The sequence below is a fragment of the Pseudomonas sp. PvP027 genome (assembly GCF_017833005.1).
GTDB classification, from domain to species: domain Bacteria; phylum Pseudomonadota; class Gammaproteobacteria; order Pseudomonadales; family Pseudomonadaceae; genus Aquipseudomonas; species Aquipseudomonas congelans.
Genome location: NZ_JAFIBK010000001.1, coordinates 4,054,610 through 4,079,430, shown reverse-complemented (window position 1 = coordinate 4,079,430; position 24,821 = coordinate 4,054,610). Strand labels below are relative to the sequence as shown.

23 protein-coding genes are annotated in these 24,821 nt (G+C 60.3%); 20 read left to right on the top strand and 3 right to left on the bottom strand.

Annotated elements, in window-relative coordinates; genetic code table 11:
- The first annotated feature begins 259 nt into the window (after positions 1-259).
- The 20 genes from cpaB (at position 260) to JOE33_RS17510 (ending at position 22,788) form a co-directional block, all read left to right on the top strand.
- Positions 260-1,219 carry a Flp pilus assembly protein CpaB gene (gene cpaB / locus JOE33_RS17605; protein ID WP_054993276.1) on the top strand — a complete coding sequence of 320 codons (960 nt, stop codon included), beginning with the start codon at positions 260-262 and terminating at the stop codon, positions 1,217-1,219.
- Between the two features lie 20 nt (positions 1,220-1,239).
- Positions 1,240-2,490 carry a type II and III secretion system protein family protein gene (locus JOE33_RS17600; protein WP_054993277.1) on the top strand — a complete coding sequence of 417 codons (1,251 nt, stop codon included), beginning with the start codon at positions 1,240-1,242 and terminating at the stop codon, positions 2,488-2,490.
- Positions 2,487-3,677 (top strand): pilus assembly protein, encoded by a 1,191-nt coding sequence (locus JOE33_RS17595; RefSeq protein ID WP_187624898.1) that lies wholly within the window; start codon positions 2,487-2,489, stop codon positions 3,675-3,677. Before JOE33_RS17600 ends, JOE33_RS17595 begins: the two co-directional genes overlap by 4 nt.
- A complete protein-coding gene (locus JOE33_RS17590) occupies positions 3,677-4,933 on the top strand; it encodes a CpaF family protein (RefSeq protein ID WP_003313926.1) in 1,257 nt (418 codons plus the stop codon). The genes JOE33_RS17595 and JOE33_RS17590 overlap by 1 nt, the downstream gene beginning before the upstream one ends.
- 18 nt (positions 4,934-4,951) lie before the next feature.
- Complete coding sequence (locus JOE33_RS17585) at positions 4,952-5,836, top strand: type II secretion system F family protein (protein ID WP_003419403.1); 885 nt, start codon at positions 4,952-4,954, stop codon at positions 5,834-5,836.
- Position 5,837: 1 nt separating this feature from the next.
- Positions 5,838-6,722, top strand: a complete 885-nt coding sequence (locus JOE33_RS17580; protein ID WP_096101686.1) for a type II secretion system F family protein — start codon at positions 5,838-5,840, stop codon at positions 6,720-6,722.
- A 35-nt stretch (positions 6,723-6,757) separates the two neighbouring features.
- A complete protein-coding gene (locus JOE33_RS17575; RefSeq protein ID WP_096139328.1) occupies positions 6,758-7,495 on the top strand; it encodes a hypothetical protein in 738 nt (245 codons plus the stop codon).
- A complete protein-coding gene (locus JOE33_RS17570) occupies positions 7,492-7,764 on the top strand; it encodes a DUF3613 domain-containing protein (protein WP_010427307.1) in 273 nt (90 codons plus the stop codon). Before JOE33_RS17575 ends, JOE33_RS17570 begins: the two co-directional genes overlap by 4 nt.
- 106 nt (positions 7,765-7,870) lie before the next feature.
- Entirely contained in the window at positions 7,871-9,658 is a 1,788-nt protein-coding gene (locus JOE33_RS17565) for a protein-disulfide reductase DsbD (RefSeq protein ID WP_025990795.1), read from the top strand.
- A 129-nt stretch (positions 9,659-9,787) separates the two neighbouring features.
- Positions 9,788-10,240 carry a type II 3-dehydroquinate dehydratase gene (gene aroQ / locus JOE33_RS17560; protein WP_209924104.1) on the top strand — a complete coding sequence of 151 codons (453 nt, stop codon included), beginning with the start codon at positions 9,788-9,790 and terminating at the stop codon, positions 10,238-10,240.
- A 79-nt stretch (positions 10,241-10,319) separates the two neighbouring features.
- A complete protein-coding gene (gene accB / locus JOE33_RS17555; RefSeq protein WP_209924103.1) occupies positions 10,320-10,781 on the top strand; it encodes an acetyl-CoA carboxylase biotin carboxyl carrier protein in 462 nt (153 codons plus the stop codon).
- Positions 10,782-10,798: 17 nt separating this feature from the next.
- Positions 10,799-12,142, top strand: coding sequence for an acetyl-CoA carboxylase biotin carboxylase subunit (gene accC / locus JOE33_RS17550; protein ID WP_004412001.1), 1,344 nt, complete (start codon positions 10,799-10,801; stop codon positions 12,140-12,142).
- 137 nt (positions 12,143-12,279) lie between these two features.
- The gene (prmA, locus tag JOE33_RS17545) at positions 12,280-13,158 is read left to right on the top strand and encodes a 50S ribosomal protein L11 methyltransferase (RefSeq protein ID WP_122579448.1); all 879 of its coding nucleotides are present in this window, start codon (positions 12,280-12,282) and stop codon (positions 13,156-13,158) included.
- 24 nt (positions 13,159-13,182) lie between these two features.
- Positions 13,183-14,496, top strand: a complete 1,314-nt coding sequence (locus JOE33_RS17540; RefSeq protein WP_187624897.1) for a DUF3426 domain-containing protein — start codon at positions 13,183-13,185, stop codon at positions 14,494-14,496.
- A gap of 316 nt (positions 14,497-14,812) precedes the next feature.
- Positions 14,813-15,826, top strand: coding sequence for a tRNA dihydrouridine synthase DusB (gene dusB, locus JOE33_RS17535; protein WP_010427319.1), 1,014 nt, complete (start codon positions 14,813-14,815; stop codon positions 15,824-15,826).
- The gene (fis, locus tag JOE33_RS17530; RefSeq protein ID WP_002555375.1) at positions 15,823-16,143 is read left to right on the top strand and encodes a DNA-binding transcriptional regulator Fis; all 321 of its coding nucleotides are present in this window, start codon (positions 15,823-15,825) and stop codon (positions 16,141-16,143) included. The genes dusB and fis overlap by 4 nt, the downstream gene beginning before the upstream one ends.
- An 80-nt stretch (positions 16,144-16,223) precedes the next feature.
- The gene (gene purH, locus JOE33_RS17525) at positions 16,224-17,828 is read left to right on the top strand and encodes a bifunctional phosphoribosylaminoimidazolecarboxamide formyltransferase/IMP cyclohydrolase (RefSeq protein WP_032615621.1); all 1,605 of its coding nucleotides are present in this window, start codon (positions 16,224-16,226) and stop codon (positions 17,826-17,828) included.
- Positions 17,829-17,946: 118 nt separating this feature from the next.
- Entirely contained in the window at positions 17,947-19,242 is a 1,296-nt protein-coding gene (purD, locus tag JOE33_RS17520; protein ID WP_010427323.1) for a phosphoribosylamine--glycine ligase, read from the top strand.
- Between the two features lie 90 nt (positions 19,243-19,332).
- Complete coding sequence (gene retS, locus JOE33_RS17515) at positions 19,333-22,122, top strand: hybrid sensor histidine kinase/response regulator RetS (RefSeq protein WP_054993282.1); 2,790 nt, start codon at positions 19,333-19,335, stop codon at positions 22,120-22,122.
- A 69-nt stretch (positions 22,123-22,191) separates the two neighbouring features.
- A complete protein-coding gene (locus JOE33_RS17510; protein WP_010427328.1) occupies positions 22,192-22,788 on the top strand; it encodes a MarC family protein in 597 nt (198 codons plus the stop codon).
- A 6-nt stretch (positions 22,789-22,794) separates the two neighbouring features.
- Here JOE33_RS17510 and JOE33_RS17505 read toward each other — a convergent pair whose 3' ends face one another.
- Genes JOE33_RS17505 through JOE33_RS17495 form a run of 3 tightly spaced genes read right to left on the bottom strand, consistent with a single transcriptional unit; the run spans position 22,795 to position 24,792 of the window.
- Positions 22,795-23,430, bottom strand: a complete 636-nt coding sequence (locus tag JOE33_RS17505) for a hypothetical protein (protein ID WP_096139332.1) — start codon at positions 23,428-23,430, stop codon at positions 22,795-22,797.
- A gap of 35 nt (positions 23,431-23,465) precedes the next feature.
- The gene (locus JOE33_RS17500) at positions 23,466-24,101 is read right to left on the bottom strand and encodes a hypothetical protein (protein ID WP_187624896.1); all 636 of its coding nucleotides are present in this window, start codon (positions 24,099-24,101) and stop codon (positions 23,466-23,468) included.
- Entirely contained in the window at positions 24,094-24,792 is a 699-nt protein-coding gene (locus tag JOE33_RS17495) for a hypothetical protein (protein ID WP_032615624.1), read from the bottom strand. The genes JOE33_RS17500 and JOE33_RS17495 overlap by 8 nt, the downstream gene beginning before the upstream one ends.
- Positions 24,793-24,821 lie beyond the last annotated feature (29 nt).

The following is a 24,821-nucleotide window of genomic DNA, read 5'->3' as shown; positions in this document are numbered from 1 at the left end:
TGCCTTCAATCAAAAAACCCACAATCTCAACAAAGCATTAACCGGAAAGTTATAGGTCTTGCCAACCCGTTACAAAGACTGCCGAAACGGCTATGCCATTCATCCGAAAGCATTTTTATACCAAAGCAGAATGGCGCTTTGATTGCCATGAGCTACCTTCACATAACGGACATTTGACCTTGTCCTCTATTACTCGATGGTGAAATTGCCGCACCGCGTGTGTTGAAGTTGTCCTGCGATGACAAAGGGAACAGTTGCCATGAGCAGTCGCATTACCCTGGTGCTTGCTGTCCTGTTTTTGTTGGGGGCGTTAATTGCCGGGTATCTGGGGATCGCCGTCAGCAAACCAGCCGAGGCACCTACAGTTGTCATTCCGCCCAGCGAACCTGTCACCACCGAAACAGCGATCCAGACGCCGCCGACGCCTCCCGTCGAGGACGCTCTGCGTCACAACGTCGTGGTATTGGCCAGGGATATCCCTGCCTACACCGCAATCACGGCCGATGACCTGACCATCGAGCGCCTTAAGGTCGCCCCGCCCGGGAGCTTTGAAGCCATCGATAAAATCGTCGGCCGCAGCAGCTGGCGAACGCTGACCGCCGGAAGCTGGCTTACGGAGAGCAATTTCGAAGCAGGCGGCACACTGGCGCGAATGATTCGGCCACACGAGCGGGCCCTGGCGCTGCAGGTCGATGAGGTGACGGGCGCCTCCGGGCAACTCAGCCCCGGCGACTACGTGGATGTACTACTTTACCTGCCTGAAGACGCGAGCAATCCGAATCGGTCGAGCCAGGTCGTGGTTCCCGCCCTGCGGATTCTCGGCGTTGGCGGGCTGCTCGGTCCGGACCACAACGGCAAGCCGGTGCAGGACATCAATGCTGACGAACGCCTCAAGCAGGAGCAGCAGCGGATCAACGCGCGAACCGTCACGGTCGCGGTGCCGCAAGCCCTGGTGGCGCGTCTGATGCTGGCGTCGCAAACCGGTGTCCTGCGTCTGGCCGTGCGCAGCGCCGACGAGGGTAACCTGCAAAATTACTGGGCAAACGAAGCCGGCGGCTCTGACGCGGCAGAGCGACTCGATTCGGCCAACCGCCAACTGGTCGTTTTCAGACAGTTGAGCCTCGGCCCGGCCAGCGCGCCAACAGCAGGCGCAACTCCGCGTACGTCTCGCGCTGTCGAGGTCATACGCGGTAACCAGATCACGCAACAAACTCCCTGATTGAGCAAGGATTGCATTTGATGAGCTGTTGTTCCGTGCCAGTTATAAAACCCCGTTTGCTGGCGTTAGTCACCGCGGCACTGTGTGCGCCCGCCGCGTGGGCCGCTCCCGGCAGTTGTGCAGGCCTTGCCGCGATGCCGGCGGCCGTGGAAATCGACCAGGGCATTCAACAGGAGGTGCGCTCTGCGGTGCCCATTACCCGCATCGCCGTGGGTGATCCGAAAATCGCCGATGTGCACGTCAACGGCACCGACGGTTTTCTGTTGACCGGCGTGGCGCAGGGGACGACCAGCCTGATGGTCTGGACGGCCTGCGCAAGTGCGCCGCGCCAGAGCATGGTCTTCGTGCGCGGCCGGGCGACGACAGCCATGGTCGAGAGTGTCACCGCGCCGTCTGCCGATGCGCAGTTACCCAGCCAGGTGCAGACGGACATCCGCTTTATCGAAGTCAGCCGCACCAAACTCAAGGAAGCCAGTACCTCGATCTTCGGCAAGGGCTCGAACAACTTTCTGTTCGGCGCGCCCGGCACGGTGCCGGGTGTCAACGTCACGCCCGGCACCGTCAGCGGCACAAGACCGAGCATTCCGCTGAACAACAGCAATTTCAATATTGTCTGGGGCGGTGGCAGCAGCAAGGTGCTGGGCATGATCAATGCCATGGAAAACAGTGGCTACGCCTACACCCTGGCACGCCCCAGCCTGGTCGCCCTCAACGGGCAAAGCGCGAGCTTTCTGGCCGGCGGCGAATTCCCGGTGCCGGTGCCCAATGGTGAGGGCAACGGTATCTCCATCGAGTACAAGGAGTTCGGCGTGCGCCTGACCCTGACCCCGACTGTCGTGGGCCGCGACCGGATTCTGCTGAAGGTCGCACCGGAAGTCAGCGAGCTGGATTTCTCGGCCGGTATCACCATCGCCGGGACCACCGTGCCAGCACTCAACATTCGCCGTACCGATACCAGCATTGCGCTTGCCGACGGCGAGAGCTTCGTGGTCAGCGGCCTGATCAGTTCCAGCAACAGCGGCTCGGTGGACAAGTTTCCTGGCCTGGGCGACATCCCGATTCTCGGTGCATTTTTCCGCAGCTCGCAGATCCAGCGCGACGAGCGCGAACTGCTGATGATCGTCACACCGCACCTCGTCCAGCCACTGGCCGCCAACGCCCGACTGCCGTCGCTGCCCGGTGAGGCACTGCGCACCTATGACCCGAGTTTCCCGCGCCTATATTTTCTGGAAAACGGCGATTTCGACCGCCGCGACGGGTTATCCAAATGAGCCAGAGCCTGAGCCAGACCTTCCTGGCAATCACCCGTAACAACACCGACCTGGAGTGGCTGCAAAGTGCTCTGGGCTCGCTGGGCCAAGTGGTCAGTGCCGGTACGGGCAGCCTCGACGACCTACTGGCGCTGGTGGACGTGACGTTCGCCAGCGTGGTGTTCGTCGGCCTGGACCGTGAGCATTTGATGACCCAGAGCGCCCTGATCGAAAGTGCGCTGGAAGCCAAGCCGATGCTGGCCATCGTTGCGCTCGGCGATGGCATGGATAACCAGCTGGTGCTCAACGCCATGCGCGCCGGGGCCAGGGACTTCGTTGCCTACGGGTCTCGTTCCAGTGAGGTCGCCGGTCTGGTCAGACGCCTGAGCAAGCGCCTGCCCGCCGTGACGCCCAACCCGAACATGAGCGGCCTGTCGGTGCTGTACGGCGTACAAAGTGATGACGACGGGGCCTTGATCGCGACGCACCTGGCGATGGTCGTGCACAAGAGCGGGCAGCGCACGCTGCTACTGGACCTCGGCCTGCCACGCGGCGACAGCCTGTTGATGCTCGGTCTTGAATCAACGTTCAGCTTCGGTGACGCCCTGCGCCACTTGCGCAGGCTCGATGCAACGCTGATCGACAGCGCATTCACCACCAGCGAAAGCGGCCTGCGCATTCTGGCCTACAGCGAAGCCGACGATCATCTGGAACAGTCCAGTGCCGCCGAGCTTTATATGCTGCTCAGCGCACTGCGCCAGCATTTTCAGCATGTGGTCGTGAACCTGGTGGGTCAGCCAGACAGCGAAGCCTTGCGCTCGCTGGTCAGCCATTGCGATCAGTTGCTCTGGTACACCGACCAGAGCGTATTGGGCTGTAGACGCAACCTGACAGTGCTCAACAACTGGCGCGAAAAAGGCATGAAAATGCAGCACGCCGGCCTGCTGGTCGATCGCTACCAGCGCTCGGTCGCGCCCAATTCCGAAACCGTAAGCAAAACCTTCGGTCTGCCGGTGCTGGCAGTACTGCCGCTTGCACCGGAGCTGCGCCTCAACGCCAAGAATCAGGGCGTGACGCTGTTCGAACTGGCGTCACGCGATGCACTGTGCTCCGGGCTGCGGCGGCTTGGCGAGCACCTGGCACGGCATACCGAGGCTCGCGAGAAGCCCGATCAGGGCTGGCTCGCTCGACTGAGGGGGAACCGGTAATGGCGGAGAAACTGTTTGGCGTCTCATCGCGTACACAAGGCAAGCCTGACGACGGGCAAGGCCTGAAACTGGTGCTGCACCGTTACATCATCGACGGCATGGAAGAAAGCGGCAAAAGCCTGCTGGAAGGCTCACGACCGGCCCTGGCGCAATTCGTCATCGACAAGGTGGCCGAATACGTCGCACGGCTGCGGCTGGCCATTTCGCGTTACGAAATGGAGCGCCTGGCTGAAGAACTGGTCGACGAACTGACCGGCTTCGGTCCGCTGGAAGTGCTGCTGCGCGACACCTCGGTGACGGAAATTCTGGTCAACGGGCCAGGCAAGGTATTTGTCGAGCGCGATGGCGTGCTGCATCACACTGACCTGCGCTTTATCGACTCGCACCATGTCGAGCGCGTGATGCAACGCATCCTGGCACCACTCGGGCGCCGCCTGGACGAGTCCTCACCCATGGTCGACGCGCGTCTGCCCGATGGCAGCCGGGTCAACGCGATCATTCCGCCCATCGCGCTGGACGGCCCTTGCCTGTCGATCCGGAAATTTCGCAAGGACATGCTCAAGAGCGCGGACCTGGTGGCGATGCAGACCATCGACCAGTCGATTTTCGAGTTCTTTCAGGAAGCCGTCGGCAAACGCTGCAACATTCTGGTCAGTGGCGGCACCGGCACGGGCAAGACCACCATGCTCAACGTGCTGAGCCAGTTGATCGACAGTAATCAGCGTCTGGTGACCATCGAGGACGTAGCCGAGCTGCAGCTCAGTCACCCGCATGTGGTGCGCCTGGAAACCCGCCCGCCCAACGCCGAAGGGCATGGCGAGGTGCGCGCCAGCGACCTGATCCGCAACTCGCTGCGGATGCGCCCGGACCGCATTATCCTCGGCGAGATTCGGGGCGTCGAAGTGCTGGACGTATTGACCGCAATGAACACCGGCCATGACGGCTCGATGAGCACCGTGCACGCCAACAATGCACAGGATGCCCTGCTGCGCCTGGAAACGCTGGTGGGCCTGACCGGGCGGCTGATCCCGGAAAAGACCCTGCGCCAGATGGTCTGCGCGGCACTGGATGTGATTATCCAGCTGACGCGCCTGCCTGACGGGCGCCGCTGTGTCAGTGAAGTGGTGGAAGTGGTCGGCATTCGCGATGACATCTATGTCACCAATACCCTGTTTCGCGTTGATCGTCGCACCGGGGTCGGCTTCATGCGCGAAGCGGCCCACGCCGCTGGCGACAAGCTGCGGCCCGGCTACTGACATGCTCAAGGAGTCGGCATGAGTGCGTCTCTGGTACTGGGCCTGATCTCCTTGCTGCTGTTTATTGCGTCCATTCGCATGTTCTACCTGGCGCTCAATCAGGGGGCCAGTGAACGGGTCCGGCAGCGGCTGATGGCCGGGCAAGTGCAGCCCGTGGCCGAAAAGACCGGTTGGAGCTACCTGGACAGGGCCTTTTTGCGCGCCGGGCTGGGACAGCCGACCAAACGCATGGGCCTGGCCTTGTCGCTGTATGCGCTGCTGATACTGATCGGCTACGCAACGGCCGGAGTCGTCGGTGCGCTCAGCGTGCTGCTGGCGGTGCCTCTGACACTGCGTGTGTTCGTGTCGTGGCGCTATGAGGTGCGCGTGCGCCGCATGATCCAGCAACTGCCGCAATTGCTCGACCATACCGTGCGCAGCCTCAAGTCCGGCAGAACCCTGGCCGACGCGGTACTGCATGGCATCGACGCCACCGACCAGCCGCTCAAGGACGGCATGAGCCGGATCGAGCGTAACGTACAACTGGGCGTCAGCCTGCCGGATGCGGCGAGGGACTTTGCCGAACTGTATGAGCGCGACGAGTTTCACCTGTTCGCCATCGGCTTGCGGGTCAATCACCGCTATGGCGGCAATGCCAGCGAACTGATGGAAAACCTGATCAAGCTGATTCGTGATCGGGAACAGGCCGGTCGCCAATTGCGCGCAATGACCGGCGAAACCCGTATGACTGCAGTAGTGCTGGCCCTGCTGCCGATCAGCATGGCCGGTTACTTTCTGGCGGTGAACCCCAGCTATCTGCTGCATATGTGGGACGACGAAAGCGGCAAGATCATGCTGAGCGTGGCCTTCGCCCTGCAGGTCACGGGGTGCGTGGTGTTGTGGCGCATGTTGAGGAGCATTTGAGATGGAACTGTTATTCGCCGCCATGATGCTTGCCGCTGCCGCATTTCTGCTGTTGTCAGGCATAGCGCGTCAGCGTCGCAATGAACGTCTGGTGGCCAGACGCTTGAGGGGCCAGGTAATCCGCGAAAGTCGCATCGGCAGCCTGTTGCGCTTGCTCGGCGACACCCGCATCGGTCAACGCAGCATCAGCCTGGACTCGGAAACCCAGATGCTGCTCAACCGCATCGGCTGGCGGCGCGCCAGCAAACGTTCGTTGTTCGCGGCCTGCCAGGTCGGCGTTCCGGTCGGTCTGATGGCCATGGTTATCCTGGGCCAACTGTTGTTTTTCAAAGGTATCCAGCAACCGCTCATTGCACCGATCTTTGCCCTGGGCGCCGGCTATCTGCTGCCCAAGCGGATTCTGGCGGCCGTGGCTCGGCGCCGTCAGAAACAAGTGGTGGTGGAAATCTCCACCTTTATCCCATTGCTGCGCATCCTGTTCGAGTCCGGCATGGCGGTCGAGCAGGCGCTTCGGGTGCTCAGCAACGAAGGTAAAGACCTGCTGCCGGTGCTGTCCGAGGAAATCCGCGTGGTGCTGATGCGCGTCGATTCCGGCCTGGAGCTGGGTGAAGAACTGAGAAAAACCGCTGCTCTGCTGGACGTCGACGAGCTGAGCGACACCTGTGTGATCCTCAATCAACTGATTCATCAGGGCGGCGGCGCATTGAAGTCCCTGCTCACCCTCAAGCAACTGATCGATGACCGACGCCTGACTCGCTTGCAGGAATACATTTCCAAACTGTCGGCAAAGATGTCGGTGGTCATGATGGTGTTTCTGTTCCCCGCCCTGCTGATTGTGCTGGCGGGGCCAGGATTTATGGCAATAAGCCGCGCACTGGGCAGTTGACCCGGTGTTACTTGTGCACGAAAGGACGCATTGCAATGAAACCAGTGATCGTACTACTCGGGCTGCTGTTGCTGGGCGGATGCGCCAGTGATGGTCGCTCCCTCTGGACGCAGGCTACGGCTCAGCCGGGGCAGTGTCCCAAGCTGACCTCGGATCAGGAGTTCTCCCTGAATCTGGCTCAGAACATGGCCGATGAAGGCCGCCTGCATGCCAGCCTTGCCAACCTGGAAAGCTTGCCCGACAGCCTGGGCGAGGTTCGCCTGCGCAAGGCCCGGGTGTTGCGACTTCTGGGCAGCAACGAGGCAGAACCGCTGTACCGCAGCCTGCTGGGTACCTGCCGGGCAGCCGAGGGCGAACATGGCCTCGGGCAACTGGCCGCAGCACGTGGTGACAACGCGCTGGCACAGCAACACCTGCTTATGGCCAGCAAGCTGCAACCGACGGATGAAAAGATCCGCAACGACCTGGGCGTCGTCTACCTCAACCAACTGAAACTGGAGCAGGCACGCTTTCAGTTCCTGACGGCCATGGAGCTCAAACAATCAGACTCGCTGGCGGCGCTGAACCTGGCCACGCTGCTGATCTATCAGAACAACTGGACCCAGGCCGCAGAACTGGCATCGCGGGCCGGGCTGACGCCTGAACAGGTGACCGATGCACAGGCACGTGCCGAGCAATTGAGAAAGCCCCTTGCCGCTCCGCGAGCATCTGCACGGCCTATCGCGAGCCTGACAGGGCAAAATGAACGTCAGTCCCAAGAGGTACAGCCATGAAGCGCATCATACTTACCGGGTGTGTACTGCTATTGAGCGCAGGAGATGCCTGGGCAGACAAGGGCGAAACTTCGTCTTCTGAAACCGGACAGACCGAGACCTGGCTGCAGCTTCAGGCCAGCGGCAAGGCGGCATCGCCGACACCGCAGGTCAATACCGCAGCAGAGCGCGACCTCAGTCTGCAACGCTGGCTGGACACGTATAAATACAAGATCCCGGATTTCTACGAACAGGAGGCTGGTGGCAGCTTTTCCTCGGGCAGAAAATAATTTCGGCACGACCGCGGGCCTGCTGAAACCCACTCTTACAACCTGCGCTCGGCACGCCGTCGGGCACTCCGTTATCATGCGCGGACTTTCGATATTCGAGACTGCCATGCGCCGTTTTTTATGCCTTTTGTTGTTGATCCTGGCCCTGCCCGCCTCCGGTGCAGGTTTGCTGGATAGCCGTCCTTCATCCACCCTGGGCGGTGGCTCGCTGGATAACAGCAAGGACTTCCTGCCTGTACGTCAGGCCTTTCAGTTGAGCCTGATCGAGACGACACCGGAGTCGATCAAGCTGAGGCTGGTCGCCACCGACGGCTACTACCTGTATCGCCACCGCTTCCAGTTCCGTACTGAGCCTGCCGACATCGGCCTTGGCGAAGCGCAACTGCCCAAGGGCGAGCAGAAACACGACGAGTACTTTGGCGATGTCGAGGTCTATCACGGCATTCTCGATATCGACCTGCCACGCAAACCCGGTGAACAGCGTCCCTTCACCCTCGCTGTGACGTATCAGGGCTGCGCCGACAAGGGCTTGTGCTATCCACCTGAAACCGAGCGTTTGAGCATTGGTGATGTGTCTGCCAGCCCCGCTGACCAGGCCTCTGCCGGCGCACCTGCCACAGCAGCCTGGAGCTGGAAAGAGCTGGCGCTGTTTTTTCTCGCCGGCGTAGGCCTGACCTTCACCCCTTGTGTACTGCCGATGCTGCCGATTCTGTCCGGCGTGGTACTGCGCGGTCAGGTTGGCGGGTTGCGCGGGCTGAGCCTGTCCCTCGCTTACGTACTGCCAATGGCGGCGTGCTTTGCCCTGCTGGGCGCGCTGATGGGGATGTTCGGTGCAGGCCTTAACCTGCAGGCGCGATTGCAATCGGCCTGGGTGCTGGTGCCGTTCTCGGCATTCTTCGTGATCTTCGCCATAGCCATGTTCGGCGCTTTCGAACTGCGCCTGCCGCAATCGATCAGCTCTCGCCTGGACCGTGTCGCCGGCAAGACCGAAGGTGGTTCCTTGTGGGGTGCAGCAGTGCTGGGCGTGGTCTCCAGCCTGCTGGTATCACCTTGTGTATCAGCGCCTCTGGCCGGCGCGCTGTTGTATATCAGCGCCAGCGGCGATGCGCTCGGCGGCGCTCTGAAACTGTTTGCGCTGGGGCTGGGCATGGGCGCGCCGCTGTTGCTGATCGCCACCGGTGGTGCGACATGGCTGCCGAAAAGCGGCCCTTGGCTGGTGACGGTCAAAAACGCCATCGGCGTGCTGCTACTGGGACTGGCAATCGGCCTGCTGAGCCGCGTGCTGCCAGGTCAGGTCACGCTGTTGCTGGTGGGTCTGTTATCGGCTGGTGTCGCACTGTTTCTCGGCGCACTGGAATTCAACGTCAAAACCACACGGCAGAAACTCGCCCAGTTGCTGGGGCTGGCACTGCTGGTCTATGCACTGGCGTGCTGGTACGGCGCGCTGTCCGGACAGACCGACCCAATGCGCCCGCTGGGTCGCGAGTACGCCACGGCGAATAACGGAGCACAGGCAACGTCGGAGTCACAGTGGCAGACGATCACCAGCTCCGCCGAACTGGACCGTTTGATGCAGGAAGCCCGGAGCGAGGGCAAACCGCTGGTACTCGACTGGTATGCCGACTGGTGCATCAGTTGCAAGGTCATCGAACACGAAGTCTTGCCTGACCCGGCTGTGGTTGCCCGCCTGTCGGGTTACCAACGGGTACGTTTCGACATCACCGACAGCAACGCAGAGCAGCGCGCCCTGCTCGACCGGTACAAGCTGTTTGGTCCACCAGCGCTACTTTTCTTCGATAAAAACGGCGAAGAACTGCAAACTGCCAGGGTCGTCGGCGAAATCGACGCAGCAGGCCTGATCGAGCGTCTGAACAGCTCAAGTGACCAGAACTGAGACCTGAGTCATAAACTTTGCGCGAATATCGCTCATTGTGCTGGCTACTGTTGTTAACTGGACAGTCCATTGCCCTTCCGGCATAGTCGCCGGGCGTAAACCGCTCGCAGACAATAAAAGGAACACGCAATGGCGACTATCCTGGTCCTCCACGGACCCAACCTGAACCTGCTGGGCACTCGGGAACCCGGGGTCTACGGCACGATTACTCTGCCTCAGATCAATCAGGATCTGGAGCAGCGGGCCCGCGATGCCGGTCACCATCTGATGTATCTGCAAAGCAACGCCGAGTACGAACTGATCGACCGCATTCACGCCGCTCGCGGTGAGGGTGTGGACTTTATCTTGATCAATCCGGCCGCTTTTACGCACACCAGCGTTGCAATACGTGACGCGCTGATGGGAGTGAGCATCCCATTCATCGAAGTGCATTTATCAAACGTGCACAAACGCGAACCTTTCCGCCATCACTCCTACTTTTCAGATGTCGCTGTAGGAGTGATCTACGGCCTTGGCGCCAGCGGTTACCGACTGGCCCTGGAGGCCGCCCTGGAACAACTGGCCGCCAGTGCCAAGCCATGACGAGTCCAGCCTGAAGCTGACCATATGGCTTGAGCCGGTCGACAAATTGCCCTTACAGAACCTTGGGAGTTGATGATTGATGGATATTCGCAAAGTCAAGAAACTGATCGAATTGCTGGAAGAGTCCGGTATTGACGAACTGGAAATCCGTGAAGGCGAAGAATCCGTACGGATCAGCCGTCACAGCAAGACTCCGGCACAGCCTTACTACGCACCTGCTCCGGTTGCTGCGCCTGCAGCCGCTCCGGCTCAGGCAGCAGCACCTGTTGCGGCCGCAGCAGAAGTGCCATCGGCTCCGAAACTGAACGGCTTTGTGGTCAAGTCGCCAATGGTCGGTACGTTCTACCGTACCCCGGCGCCTACTTCGCCTGCATTCGTCGAAGTCGGCCAGACCGTCAAGAAAGGCGACACCATCTGCATCGTCGAAGCGATGAAAATGATGAACCACATCCAGGCAGAAGCCAGCGGTGTGATCGAATCCATCCTGGTAGAAAACGGTCAGCCGGTTGAGTTTGACCAGCCGCTGTTCACAATCGTTTGACCCGGGGAGAGCCTGCGATGTTGGAAAAAGTTCTGATCGCCAACCGCGGCGAAATTGCCTTGCGCATCTTGCGTGCCTGTAAAGAACTGGGCATCAAGACCGTCGCTGTACACTCCACTGCAGATCGCGAGCTGATGCACCTGGGCCTGGCAGACGAAACCGTCTGCATCGGTCCGGCACCGGCCAATCTGTCCTACCTGAACATTCCGGCGATCATTTCGGCTGCCGAAGTGACCGGCGCGACGGCGATTCACCCGGGCTACGGGTTTCTCGCCGAGAACGCCGACTTCGCCGAACAGGTCGAAAAATCGGGCTTCGCTTTCATCGGTCCCAAGGCAGACACCATTCGCCTGATGGGTGACAAGGTTTCCGCCAAGGACGCCATGAAGCTGGCCAACGTGCCGACCGTTCCCGGTTCCGACGGTCCGCTGCCGGAAGACGAAGCCATCGCTCTGCGCATTGGTCGTGAAGTCGGTTACCCGGTGATCATCAAGGCCGCCGGTGGCGGTGGTGGTCGCGGCATGCGTGTGGTTCATCGCGAAGAAGACCTGATCGAAGCCGCGTCCCAGACCCGCGCCGAAGCAGCTGCCTGGTTCAGCAACCCGATGGTCTACCTGGAAAAATACCTGACCAACCCACGTCACGTGGAAGTGCAGGTCATTTCCGACGGCCAGGGCCAGGCCATCCATCTGGGCGATCGTGACTGCTCGCTGCAGCGCCGTCACCAGAAGGTTCTGGAAGAAGCGCCGGCACCGTTCATCGACGAAAAGGCGCGCGAGGATGTTCTGGCTGCCTGCGTCAAGGCATGTATCGATATCGGCTACCGCGGTGCGGGTACTTTCGAGTTCCTGTACGAGAACGGTCGTTTCTACTTCATCGAAATGAACACCCGTGTTCAGGTGGAGCATCCGGTTTCGGAAATGGTCACTGGCATCGACATCGTCAAGGAGATGCTCAGCATCGCCGCCGGCAACAAACTGTCGTACACCCAGGATGACGTGGTCATCAAGGGCCATGCGCTGGAATGTCGGATCAACGCCGAAGACCCTAAGACCTTCGTGCCAAGCCCTGGCCTGGTCAAGCACTTCCACGCACCGGGCGGCAACGGTGTACGGGTCGATTCGCACCTGTACAGCGGCTACAAGGTTCCGTCCAACTATGACTCGCTGATCGGTAAAGTGATCACCTGGGGCGCGACCCGCGAAGAAGCCATGGCACGCATGCGCAATGCCCTGGACGAAATCGTGGTCGACGGGATCAAGACCAATATCCCGCTGCACCGCGATCTGACCCGTGATGAAGGCTTCTGCGAAGGCGGAGTCAACATCCACTATCTGGAGCACAAACTGGCCAATCAATAAGCCAGTCTGCTTCACAACGACAAAGCCGCAGTGATGCGGCTTTGTTGTTTGCAGCGCATAGCAGTAAACTTGCCCGCTTCCTGCGGCCGCACTGGCCTTACTAGCCGCACTTATTTCCAAATCGAAGGTAATCCGCCATGCCTTGGCTGCAAGTCCGTCTCGCCATCAGCCCGGAACAAGCCGAAACCTACGAAGACGCCCTTCTTGAAGTCGGCGCCGTGTCCGTGACATTCATGGACGCCGAAGACCAGCCGATTTTCGAGCCCGAACTCAATACCACCCCGCTGTGGGCACACACCCACCTGCTGGCGTTGTTCGAAGCCGACACCAATGCCGAGATGGCCCTGGCGCACCTGAGCCTGCTGACCGGCGAAGAATTGCCCGAGCACAGCGCCGAAGTCATCGAAGATCAGGACTGGGAACGCAGCTGGATGGATAACTTCCAGCCGATGTGTTTCGGCAAGCGCCTGTGGATCGTTCCGAGCTGGCATGCTGCGCCGCAACCGGACGCCGTGAACCTGTTGCTCGACCCGGGCCTGGCGTTCGGCACCGGGACCCACCCGACCACCGCGCTGTGCCTCGAGTGGCTGGATGGCCAGGACCTCGAAGGCTGCAACGTGCTTGATTTCGGCTGCGGCTCGGGCATTCTGGCCATCGCCGCACTGCTGCTGGGTGCCGAACAGGCCGTTGGTACCGATATCGACGTGCAGGCACTGGAAGCCTCTCGTGACAATGCCGGACGCAACAATATCGCCGCCGAACGCTTCCCGCTGTACCTGCCCGAGGATCTGCCACACCAGCAGGCCGACGTGCTGGTCGCCAACATTCTGGCTGGCCCGCTGGTTTCCCTGGCGCCGCAACTGGCTTCCCTGATCAGGACCGGCGGACGCCTGGCACTGTCAGGCATCCTGGCCGAACAGGGTGAAGAAGTCGCGGCAGCTTACGCTGACAGTTTTGATCTGGACCCGATCGTAAACCGAGATGGCTGGGTACGCATCACGGGTCGCCGCCGTTAACCGCCGCTTCAACCGGACAGCCGCATGACCGACAGTTTCGTCACCCAGTGCCCGCACTGCCAGACCAGTTTCAGAGTCAGTCACGCTCAACTGAGCGTGGCCCGTGGGGTGGTGCGATGCGGTGCCTGCCTGCAGGTGTTCAACGCAGCGCGGCAGTTGCTCGAGCAACGCGCCAGTGATGACTCCGCAAAAGAGGCCCTGCCCGCCTCGCCGGTGCTCGCAGCCCTGCCCGAACCGGAGGCCCTGCCGACGCCCGAGCCTGAGCTGAGGCCGGAGCCGGAAAAGGCGCCCGAAGAAGACGACCCCTGGCAAGTCAGCGAGCTGGATCTGGATAATCTCAATCTGGACGAAGAACTGGCTCGCCTCGAACAACGCGAGACCCGCAGGCCTGACACCTTTGCCCGCCCTGTCAGCGATATCGGCAACGACGGTGTGAGCCTGACAGCGAAGCGTGACAGTCGGCAGAGCGACGAAGCGGCATGGGTCGATACGTTGCACAACGACGATGTCGAGCGACTGCCGGAACTGCATGCCGAGGTTATCCCGGATACCGACTCTCCAGAATCTCCGGAACCGCTGGAGGACCACAAACGCACCGAGCCGTCGCTGTCACTGGACAAGGATCTGGACGATGACGAGCCTCCAATGCCGGTCATCATCCAGCGCAAAGCCCCGTCTGCCGAGAAGGTCGAGCGCTGGTCTGCGGTGGATGACGATGATGATGAAGACAACGACCATGAGCCGGAGCCTGAACCGCGGGGCAAGCGCAGCCGCAACGAACCGGCAGTGCGTGACCAGACACTTCTCGACCTGACTGACGACCCTCTGCAGCTCGACTGGCAACGGCCCAAACCACGCTGGGGCCGACGCCTCGCCTGGGGCCTGTTGATCGTGCTGGCGCTGGCGGGTCTGGCAGGACAGTACGTCTGGTACCACTTCGATCAGCTGGCACGCCAGGACCAGTACCGCCCGTTGTTTCAGCAGATTTGCCCGCAGGTTGGCTGCAAGGTGCCGAGCAAGGTCGACATTTCCCAGCTCAAGAGCAGCAATCTGGTTGTGCGCAGCCACCCCGAGTTTCAAGGGGCTCTGGTGGTAGATGCGATCATCTACAACCGCGCCTCGTTTTCCCAGCCGTTTCCCCTGCTGGAGCTGCGTTTTTCCGATACCGGCGGTCAGTTGATCGCCAGCCGTCGGTTCAAGCCCAGTGAATACCTGAGCGGTGAAATGGCCGGCAAGGAAGAGATGCCACCCCAGACGCCGATCCACATCGCGCTGGATATCCTTGATCCAGGCGCGAAGGCCGTGAACTACAGCCTCAACTTCCGCTCGCCGGAATGACTCGTCCGCGGCTCTTGCATATGCCGAGACTGCTTCTTTACACCCTTTTCTCATCAAAGAACGCTGCATGATCGCAGAAATTTTGCGACAAAATACCCTCTGACCGGCCTTGTCGAGCATCGGCAAGAGCTGTTCAGATTTTATCCAATTCAGCCTTTATCCAGTCATCGAGAGCGGGTATCATGCCAACCCTTTTTCAAACTCTCGGTTCGATCTGGCGGTGGCGCATGCGGCTGGCGGAATGAGCCGTTGCAGACCGGGTGAAACGGTTTTTACACGGCCTGCGGATGATTTGGCCTCCACAACAGGTAAGGCTATGTCGGCAGTACGCATCGGCCCATATACAGTGCACAACGGCTTGATCCTCGCCCCGATGGCGGGCGTCACCGACCAGCCTTTCCGTCAGCTGTGCCGAAGACTCGGTGCCGGTCTGGTGGTTTCGGAGATGGTCACCAGTGACATGAGCCTGTGGAACAGCCGCAAATCGCGTCTGCGCATGATCCACGAAGGTGATCCCGAGCCCCGCTCGGTACAGATCGCCGGTGGAGATCCGCAGATGCTGGCAGACGCGGCACGTGCCAATGTCGAACTGGGCGCCCAGATCATCGACATCAACATGGGTTGCCCGGCCAAGAAAGTCTGTAACAAGGCAGCAGGCTCGGCGCTGTTGAAGGATGAGCAACTGGTCAACGACATCCTGCAGGCTGTCGTGGCTGCAGTCGATGTACCGGTCACGCTGAAGATCCGCACCGGATGGGATCGCGACAACCGAAATGGCCTGACAGTGGCGAAAATCGCCGAGCAGGCAGGCATTCAGGCACTGGCGGTGCACGGGCGAACCCGTGCCGACCTGTACACCGGCGAGGCCGAGTACGACACCATTGCCCAGATCAAACAGGCCGTGTCGATCCCGGTCTTTGCCAATGGCGACATCGATTCACCGGAAAAGGCCCGGCATGTGCTGAAGGCCACCGGTGCAGACGGATTACTGATTGGCAGGGCCGCACAGGGGCGTCCCTGGATTTTTCGCGAGATAGAACACTTCCTGCGTACCGGAGAGACACTCCCGGCACCGCAGTCGAGTGAAGTGGAACGCATTCTGCTTGAGCATCTGGCAGCGCTCCACGTTTTCTATGGAGACGTGATGGGCGTGCGCATTGCACGCAAACACGTCAGTTGGTATCTCGCAACCCTGCCGGGCGCCAGAGAGTTTCGCGCCCACTTCAATCGTTTGGAAGATACGGAAGCACAGTGCGCCAACGTTCGGGAGTTCTTCAGCCAAGGCTGCAAGGGCCCGGATAACGAGAATGATAAAGAGGTGGCCGCATGACGATGATGACCGAGACTTTAGTGAGTGGAACAACACCCGTGAGCGACAACGTCAATTTGAAACAGCACCTCAACACGCCGAGCGAAGAGGGTCAGACCCTGCGCGGAAGTGTCGAGAAGGCGCTGCACAATTATTTCGCCCACCTCGAAGGCGCATCCGTCACTGACGTCTACAACCTGGTGTTGTCGGAAGTCGAGGCTCCGCTTCTGGAAAGCGTGATGAACTACGTCAAGGGTAACCAGACGAAGGCCTCCGAGCTGCTGGGACTGAATCGCGGCACGCTGCGCAAGAAACTCAAACAGTACGATCTGCTTTAAAGCATTCAAAACAGAAAAGGCGACCTTGCACCGCGGTCGCTTTTTTTTGCTGACTTCTTTTGCTTTTGATGGAAATCGAGATGACCGACCAGACTACCCGCCTGCCGATCCGCCGCGCCCTGATCAGCGTATCCGACAAGACAGGAATCCTTGAGTTTGCCCGCGAGCTTGAAGCGCTGGGCGTCGAGATTCTTTCCACTGGCGGTACGTTCAAGCTGCTCAAGGACAACGGCGTCGCGGCAGTCGAAGTGGCCGACTACACCGGCTTCGCTGAAATGATGGATGGCCGGGTCAAAACCCTGCACCCCATGATCCATGGCGGGATTCTGGGTCGTCGCGGCATAGACGACGCCATCATGACCGAGCACGGCATCAAGCCGATCGACCTGGTTGCGGTCAATCTGTACCCGTTTGAGGCCACTGTTTCCAAGCCGGGCTGCGACCTGCCCACCGCCATCGAAAACATCGATATCGGCGGCCCGACCATGGTCCGGTCTGCGGCGAAGAACCACAAGGACGTCGCCATCGTGGTCAATGCCGGCGACTACGGCCAGGTACTGGAAAGCCTCAAGGCAGGCGGCCTGACCTATGCCCAGCGTTTCGACCTGATGCTCAAGGCGTTCGAGCACACCGCCGCCTACGACGGCATGATCGCCAACTACCTGGGCGGCGTCGACCAGACCGCCGAAACCCTGAGCACCGAAGGCCGCAGCCAGTTCCCGCGCACCTTCAACACCCAGTTCGTCAAGGCTCAGGAAATGCGCTACGGCGAGAACCCGCACCAGAGTGCGGCGTTCTACGTCGAAGCAAAACCTGACGAGGTTGGCATCGCCACCGCCACCCAGTTGCAAGGCAAGGAATTGTCGTTCAACAACGTGGCCGATACCGATGCCGCGCTGGAATGCGTCAAGAGCTTCGTCAAACCGGCCTGCGTGATCGTCAAGCACGCCAACCCGTGCGGTGTCGCGGTCTGCCCGGACGATGAAGGCGGCATTCGCCAGGCTTACGAACTGGCCTACGCCACCGACTCCGAGTCGGCATTTGGCGGCATCATCGCCTTCAACCGCGAGCTGGACGCTGCAACCGCCAAGGCCATCGTCGAGCGCCAGTTCGTCGAAGTGATCATCGCCCCGAGCGTCAGCGCCGAGGCCCGCGCCATCGTCGCGAGCAAAGCCAACGTGCGCCTGCTGACCAGCGGTCAGTGGAGCGAGCGCCTGCCTGCCTGGGACTACAAACGCGTCAATGGCGGCCTGCTGGTCCAGAGCCGTGACATCGGCATGATCACCGAAGCCGACCTCAAGGTCGTCACTCAGCGTGCGCCGACCGAACAGGAAATGCATGACCTGATCTTCGCCTGGAAAGTCGCCAAGTACGTCAAGTCCAACGCCATCGTCTACGCCCGCAACCGCCAGACCGTCGGCGTCGGTGCAGGCCAGATGAGCCGCGTGAACTCGGCGCGTATCGCCGCCATCAAGGCTGAGCATGCCGGACTGCAGGTTCAGGGCGCGGTCATGGCCTCCGATGCCTTCTTCCCGTTCCGTGACGGCATCGACAACGCAGCCAAGGTCGGCATCACTGCCGTCATCCAGCCTGGCGGTTCGATGCGTGACAACGAAGTGATTGCCGCGGCAGACGAAGCCGGCATCGCGATGGTGTTTACCGGCATGCGTCACTTCCGGCACTAATCAGAAAGTCGGCCGCACTGTCGCAGGTGTCTGCTGCGCCAGTGCGACCTCGTACTGCGGGTCGGGTCGCCTCAGGCACACCGCGTACTCCAGAATCAGCGTCATCGAGGTTTTTGAAATGAATGTTTTGATCATTGGCAGCGGCGGTCGTGAACACGCTCTGGCATGGAAAGTCGCTCAGGACCCACGCGTGCAGAAGGTGTTTGTCGCACCGGGCAATGCGGGCACGGCGATCGAGGCCAAATGCGAAAACGTGGCCATCGACGTTCTGGCACTGGAGCAACTGGCGGATTTCGCTGAAAAGAACGTTGCGCTGACCATCGTCGGCCCTGAAGTACCGTTGGTTGCAGGTGTCGTCGACCTGTTTCGCAGCCGTGGCCTGGACTGCTTCGGCCCGACCGCCGGCGCTGCGCAGCTCGAAGGCTCCAAGGCGTTTACCAAGGACTTCCTGGCGCGTCACAAGATCCCTACTGCCGACTACCAGAACTTCACCGAGATCGAGCCTGCCCTGGCCTATCTGCGTGAAAAAGGCGCGCCGATTGTCATCAAGGCAGACGGCCTGGCCGCAGGCAAGGGCGTGATCGTCGCCATGACCCTGGCAGAAGCCGAAGACGCGGTACGTGACATGCTGGCTGGCAACGCCTTTGGCGATGCCGGTTCACGCGTAGTCATCGAAGAGTTCCTCGATGGCGAAGAAGCCAGTTTCATTGTCATGGTCGACGGCAAGAATGTATTGCCCATGGCCACCAGCCAGGACCACAAGCGCGTCGGCGACGGCGACAGCGGTCCGAACACCGGCGGCATGGGGGCCTACTCCCCTGCCCCGGTGGTTACCGCCGAGGTTCATCAACGGGTCATGGACCTGGTTATCTGGCCGACCGTCAGGGGCATGGCCGATGAAGGCAACGTTTACACCGGCTTCCTCTATGCTGGTCTGATGATCGATAAAGCGGGCAACCCGAAAGTCATCGAGTTCAATTGCCGCTTCGGCGACCCGGAAACCCAGCCGGTCATGCTGCGTCTGCAATCGAGCCTGGTACTGCTGGTCGAAGCTGCACTGGCGCAAGCGCTGGACAAGATTGAAGCACAGTGGGACCCGCGCCCGAGCCTGGGTATCGTGATGGCCGCCGGAGGCTATCCTGGCGACTACGCCAAAGGCGCAGTCATCGAGGGTCTGGACGCCGCTGCACAGCTCGAAGGCAAGATATTCCATGCAGGCACGGCCTTGCAGGATGAGCGTGTGGTGACCAGCGGTGGTCGTGTACTGTGTGCCACAGCGCTGGGTGACACCGTAGGCAAAGCGCAGGAAAATGCCTACGCGCTGGCCGCAAAAGTCGACTGGCAAGGGTGTTTCTACCGCAAGGACATTGGCTACCGTGCCATTGCCCGTGAGCGTGGCGAAGACCAGGAGTAATCGATCGGACCAGCCTCTTCAACCAGAGGCTGGCCGGTTGGTCCGGTATTCGCGGTTTTACCAGGCATTCACTCACGAAGGGATTTCATTGTGCGCGGGCTCAGGATTGCCATAGCCTCAACCGTCGGACTGCTGACTCTGCTGTTCATGCTTTCAGCGCAGGCCGAGCATGGTGCAGGCTGGTCGACGCTGCTCGATGAAAAGGCCCATCTGACGCTGGATGAAATCCGCTCGGCGCGCTACCAGAACCAATTCAGTCCCATTGAACTGGAACGTGTCACAGCGGCGGATCGCGACGGTGCCGTGTGGCTGCATTACCATATGCAACCGACTCAGCACGAACAACTGCTGCGTGTCTTCGCCCCGGACCTTTCCAGCGCCGACATGTATGTCATGGACGGCGATCGACAGATCGATCATGTACGCACGGGCAATGACGTGCCGATTGAAGATCAGCGACTGCCGTCCAACGATTTCCTGCTGCCGGTTCCGCAAAGCTCGGCGTCGCTGGATATCTATCTGAGGCTGGTCTCCGCGCAGAAAATGCGCCCCAGCATCACCCTTGAACCGGCCATCGAAAGCGCCGCCAACGAGACTCAGCCGTTGTTGTTCGGGCTGCTGTTTGGCGCGCTGTCCATGCTGATCGTGCAGAACCTGACGCGTTACGGACACACACGTTCGCGCAGCAATCTGTGGCTGGCCGCCTGCGAATCGTTACTCGGGCTCAGTGCCCTGTTGCTCCTCAACCTGCTGCGCCCGATCGACCCGTGGAATATCGCTCAGACACCCAGTGCGCACCTGGCACTGCTGCTGGCCGCTGTCGCAGGCCTGATCTACACCTACTGTTTCTTCGTGCATCGCAATGCCCGCAAGCTCGATCGTCTGTTGCTCGGCAACGCGGTGCTCATGGGGATCGGCGCCTTGCTGGTGCTGTTCGACGAAAAGCTGCCAATCAATATCCTGACCTTCGGCCTGGTTTCGTTGACGACATTGAGCATTCTGGCGGTGTCGATGTGGCACTGGCAGAAGGGCTATCGTTCGGCGCGCCTGTTTGTCCTCGGGATGATTACCTTCAATATCGGCTATATGGTGGTTCTGCCTGGCCTGCTGTGGCTGAGCCTGGTGCCGCCACAATGGCTGATACTGGCGCTGCTCAGCGTGTTCTGCATCAGCGGTCTGCTGATGAGCCTGGCGCTCAGCGAGCGGCATCGCAGCATCACCGAAGACCGTTTCAGCATCAGCCGCGATCAGGCGGCCAGCACCGCCGAAATCAACGCCAAGGCCGAGTTCCTGGCCAAGATCAGCCACGAGATTCGCACGCCGATGAACGGCGTGCTGGGCATGACCGAACTGCTGCTCGGCACCCCGCTGTCGGTCAAACAGCGCGACTACGTGCAGACCATTCACAGTGCCGGTAACGAACTGCTGACGCTGATCAACGAAATTCTCGACATCACCAAGCTCGAGTCAGGACAGATCGAACTCGACGACGTGCAGTTCGACATCGGCGCGCTGGTCGAGGACTGCCTGAATATCTTCCGCGCCAAGGCCGAGCAGCAACAGGTCGAGCTGATCAGCCAGATCCAGCCTCAGGTGCCACGTGTCATCAACGGTGACCCGACCCGTCTGCGCCAGACACTGCTGAGCCTGCTGGAAAATGCCCTGAAGAAGACCGACGAAGGTGAAATTCTTCTGGCCGTCGCCCTTGAGTCCTCGAAAAGCGGCAACACGCGGTTGCGCATTTCGGTTCAGGACAGCGGCGAATCGCTTTCCGACGAAGAGCGTGAAGAGCTGCTGCACGCCGAACTGCACAGCCGTAACTTTCTGGCCAGCAGCCGGCTCGGCGGCCACCTCGGGCTGGTGATCGCTCGTCAGTTGATCGTACTGATGGATGGCGAATTCGGCATTCAGAACACCGGCGCGCAAGGCAATACGCTGTGGCTGAACCTGCCGCTGGACGCAAAGCTGCTTGAACAGCCGACCATCGATCTGGACAGCCCGCTGAAAGATGCCAGGGTACTGGTGGTCGACGACAACGACACGTGCCGCAAAGTGCTGGTCCAGCAATGCAGCGCCTGGGGCCTGAATGTCAGCGCAGTGGCGTCCGGCAAGGAGGCACTGGCCCTGCTCAGGACCAAGGCGCATCTGCGCGACTATTTCGATGTGGTCCTGCTCGATCAGAACATGCCGGGCATGACCGGCATGCAGCTCGCGGCCAAGATCAAGGAAGACCCTAGCCTGAATCACGACATTCTGTTGATCATGCTGACGGGCATCAGCAATGCGCCCAGCAAGATCATCGCGCGCAATTCCGGTATCAAGCGCATTCTGGCCAAACCGGTAGCAGGCTACACGCTCAAGACCACGCTGGCAGATGAACTGACCCAGTTGAACAAGGGTGTCGTGTCGAACAAGACCGGCCCGGTCGTGACTCCGCCGGTCAGCGTCCCCGGCGACTTCCGGATTCTGGTGGCCGAAGACAACAGCATTTCGACCAAGGTCATCCGCGGCATGCTCGGCAAGCTCAACCTCAACCCCGATACCGCGAGCAATGGCGAAGAAGCGTTACGCGCCATGAAGGCGCAGCGCTATGACCTGGTGCTGATGGATTGCGAGATGCCGATACTCGACGGCTTCTCGGCCACCGAGCAATTGCGCGCCTGGGAAGTCGGTAACCAGCGCGTGCGTACACCGGTCGTTGCACTGACCGCGCATATTCTCACCGAGCACAAGGACCGCGCGCGCCAGGCCGGCATGGACGGCCACATGGCCAAGCCCATCGAACTGTCCCAGTTGCGCGAACTGGTGGAGCACTGGGTAGCGCACCGTGACAAGGCCCGCGGGCTGACGTCGGACGGCGAGCACTATCGGCAAAACTGACAGCGACGGGAAAGGCCTGTGGCCTGATAGACTGGCGATGCCATTCACCTGCCGTTGTGAGTCGAAGCCATGCTTCACGTGTTGTTCAGCGTCTATCTGAAAATGCTGGTGCTTTACAGCCCGTTTTTCGTTCTTTCCTGTTTCATCAGCCTGACACGCGGTTACTCGCGCAAGGAACAACGGCGCCTGGCCTGGAAGGTGGCTCTGGCGACTCTGGTTTCCAGCGTGTTGCTCTATCTGTTCGGACGCGTGATTTTCGATGTGTTCGGCATCACGGTGGATGCATTCAGGATTGGTGCCGGCAGTGTGCTGTTCATATCGGCGCTGGGCATGGCCCAAGGCAAGTCGGCAGTGCAGACCGATAATATCCAGCAGGATGTGACCATTGTTCCTCTGACCATTCCGCTTACCGTCGGCCCCGGCACGATAGGGGCACTGCTGGTCATGGGCGTCAGTCAGCCCCACTGGGACGACAAACTCACCGCCATTCTGAGTATTGCGCTGGCCAGCCTGACCGTCGGCGTCGTGCTTTACCTCTCCAACCGTATCGAAAGAATCCTCGGCGATCAGGGTTTGCAGATTGTCAGCCGTTTGATGGGGTTGTTCGTCTGTGCGCTGGCCGCGCAAATCATCTTCACCGGCATCAGGGGCTACCTGCTGCCCTGACAGGGTTCAGATACTTGCAGAGCGCACCAGCCCCTGCGCCCTGCCGTCCAGATAACGCATCACCTCGTCACGGTGGGTTGCATACGTCGTGCTGTCAAAGATGTAACTGCCGCCCTTGAAGTGAAACAGCAGCCTTCGTGTTCCTGGCGCATGGTCGTCAACGCTCAGGTGCAGGCTGCAAAGCAACAGGAGCATGCGGCCAGGCTCATAGTTTTCGCAGGGCACGACCTGAAAACTGCCCAGACGTCCCTCATCGAAGCCGTTCTGAAAGTAGGCTTCTGCTGCCTGGTTCACGCCCATTGCAGCGACGGCGCGCTGCACCAGGCCGCCAAGAAGCTTGCGATCTGCCGGATGACTGACCTTGAACGTTGCCTGCAACAAATCGTCGACACTGCTTACCACCAGCGAGTCGCCCAGAACCACGCCCTTTTGCTGTATGCCGCGCGTCTCGAGACGGCTGCGGTAGTAATGCATCCAGCTGCCCCACTGGGTCTTGAAATCAAACTGCCTGCCGGCGAACAGCTGCGCATCCAGAAGCAGGTTCTGAATATCCGTGCGCTCCTCGCTCGCAAGCCCGGGCAGAAACGCGACCATACTGGGGATGTTGCCTAAATACGCTGCGTTGTCTGTGTCTGCATTCATTTGCGTTACTCCCTTCCATGGGCTTTTCCAGATTGCTAAAGACTGATGATTTCGGCTGCGGCACGATCAGCCAGGGCGTCCTGCACAGTCTGGCGAAACGGCTCGAAGCTCTGGCGACTGAATCGGAATACCGTACTGACGGCATGCACCTGCATTTCGCCGCCCAATATTTGCCAGAAATACTGCGCGGGGCGCAGCGCCAGGGTCGTCATCTGCAGGCTGCACAGAAGGATCGACACTTCGTCCTTGTTGCGCATTGCACAGGGCATGAGCTGGAAGCTTTCAGAACGTCCGGACGTGAACCAGCTGCCGAAAAAATTCGCCGCATGCTCACTGCTCAGTAACCTGTCGAGCGAGCTGCGGTATAGCTGGCGAAGCTCGGCAGCGTTATCGACCACGGGGAGCTGCAGTTTTCCGATGTCCCTGAAACTGTGGATTCTCAATCGGGCATCGTTGATCCCGGCGCTCCGCGAACCGCCGGTGGCGGTAATCGAACGCTGGTAAGCATCCAGCCATGCACGCCAGTTGGTCCTGGACGAATGGTGATCATCAGCGACCAGTCGCGCATGGTGCAGACAATCGATTATGTCCTGGCGCACATCAGGTTCGACATTGCGGGCGAAGGACAGCAGGCTGGCTTCCGTCAGCAGAGCTTTATCCGGATCAGACATCAGGACTGCCCCCAAGCGGCATGATCAGGCCCGCGCGCTTGCTCGACAGCGCGGTGTCGATGCCATCACGAAACTGCGCATAGACCTGCTCGAACAGTTGCATTGCGTAGACATTCACAGCGATGTTGCCGTAGATACTCTTTGGCTCGATGACCTCGAAAAGAAACCCGGCTGACAGCGGCTGACGTGTGGCGAACTGAAACTGCGCCAGTTTCAGGTTCTGCCGAGTGTCGACGAACGCCAGTTGCAGAAGCACGCTGACCTGCAACTTTCCCGCGTGATTCAAACCGCTCTGTATGGCCTGACTGCGAAGCAGATCAAGCGCATCGTTCGCGGTAGACCGAGTGCTCACCTTGCGCATGAACGTCTCTGCACGCACTAGCGTCTCGGCTGATACCAACGGTGCAAGCGCGCGCGCCATGCAACTCCATACCGTTTCAACAGACTCTGGCGGCAAGGGCTGACTGACATGTTCGTTGGCACTCGGCAACCAGCCGAAACGCTGTGCTGCGGCGAGACGGGTTTCATTCCATTTTTCGGGTTCGGCAAACTTCGAATGTTGCTTCGATGCCGCCAACTGCACATACAGCATCGAGTCCAGCACATCGTTTTTCAGGGAGACCCGCTGCGGCTCGGGGAAAAACATTAAACAGCCCGCATTGACGACTGCGGCATCCATTTCCTGCTTCATGGGGAAATTCCTTTTATCCCGAAAGCGGA

Bases quoted from the DNA above. Each gene is read 5' to 3' on its own strand.
- JOE33_RS17580 (WP_096101686.1), top strand. From the start codon at position 5,838: ATGGAACTGTTATTCGCCGCCATGATGCTTGCCGCTGCCGCATTTCTG.
- cpaB (WP_054993276.1), top strand. From the start codon at position 260: ATGAGCAGTCGCATTACCCTGGTGCTTGCTGTCCTGTTTTTGTTGGGG.
- accC (WP_004412001.1), top strand. From the start codon at position 10,799: ATGTTGGAAAAAGTTCTGATCGCCAACCGCGGCGAAATTGCCTTGCGC.
- JOE33_RS17575 (WP_096139328.1), top strand. From the start codon at position 6,758: ATGAAACCAGTGATCGTACTACTCGGGCTGCTGTTGCTGGGCGGATGC.
- JOE33_RS17600 (WP_054993277.1), top strand. From the start codon at position 1,240: ATGAGCTGTTGTTCCGTGCCAGTTATAAAACCCCGTTTGCTGGCGTTA.
- fis (WP_002555375.1), top strand. From the start codon at position 15,823: ATGACGATGATGACCGAGACTTTAGTGAGTGGAACAACACCCGTGAGC.
- JOE33_RS17500 (WP_187624896.1), bottom strand. From the start codon at position 24,101: ATGTCTGATCCGGATAAAGCTCTGCTGACGGAAGCCAGCCTGCTGTCC.
- JOE33_RS17585 (WP_003419403.1), top strand. From the start codon at position 4,952: ATGAGTGCGTCTCTGGTACTGGGCCTGATCTCCTTGCTGCTGTTTATT.
- JOE33_RS17510 (WP_010427328.1), top strand. From the start codon at position 22,192: ATGCTTCACGTGTTGTTCAGCGTCTATCTGAAAATGCTGGTGCTTTAC.
- JOE33_RS17595 (WP_187624898.1), top strand. From the start codon at position 2,487: ATGAGCCAGAGCCTGAGCCAGACCTTCCTGGCAATCACCCGTAACAAC.
- purD (WP_010427323.1), top strand. From the start codon at position 17,947: ATGAATGTTTTGATCATTGGCAGCGGCGGTCGTGAACACGCTCTGGCA.
- JOE33_RS17570 (WP_010427307.1), top strand. From the start codon at position 7,492: ATGAAGCGCATCATACTTACCGGGTGTGTACTGCTATTGAGCGCAGGA.
- prmA (WP_122579448.1), top strand. From the start codon at position 12,280: ATGCCTTGGCTGCAAGTCCGTCTCGCCATCAGCCCGGAACAAGCCGAA.
- purH (WP_032615621.1), top strand. From the start codon at position 16,224: ATGACCGACCAGACTACCCGCCTGCCGATCCGCCGCGCCCTGATCAGC.
- JOE33_RS17505 (WP_096139332.1), bottom strand. From the start codon at position 23,430: ATGAATGCAGACACAGACAACGCAGCGTATTTAGGCAACATCCCCAGT.
- JOE33_RS17540 (WP_187624897.1), top strand. From the start codon at position 13,183: ATGACCGACAGTTTCGTCACCCAGTGCCCGCACTGCCAGACCAGTTTC.
- dusB (WP_010427319.1), top strand. From the start codon at position 14,813: ATGTCGGCAGTACGCATCGGCCCATATACAGTGCACAACGGCTTGATC.
- accB (WP_209924103.1), top strand. From the start codon at position 10,320: ATGGATATTCGCAAAGTCAAGAAACTGATCGAATTGCTGGAAGAGTCC.
- JOE33_RS17565 (WP_025990795.1), top strand. From the start codon at position 7,871: ATGCGCCGTTTTTTATGCCTTTTGTTGTTGATCCTGGCCCTGCCCGCC.
- JOE33_RS17590 (WP_003313926.1), top strand. From the start codon at position 3,677: ATGGCGGAGAAACTGTTTGGCGTCTCATCGCGTACACAAGGCAAGCCT.
- aroQ (WP_209924104.1), top strand. From the start codon at position 9,788: ATGGCGACTATCCTGGTCCTCCACGGACCCAACCTGAACCTGCTGGGC.
- JOE33_RS17495 (WP_032615624.1), bottom strand. From the start codon at position 24,792: ATGAAGCAGGAAATGGATGCCGCAGTCGTCAATGCGGGCTGTTTAATG.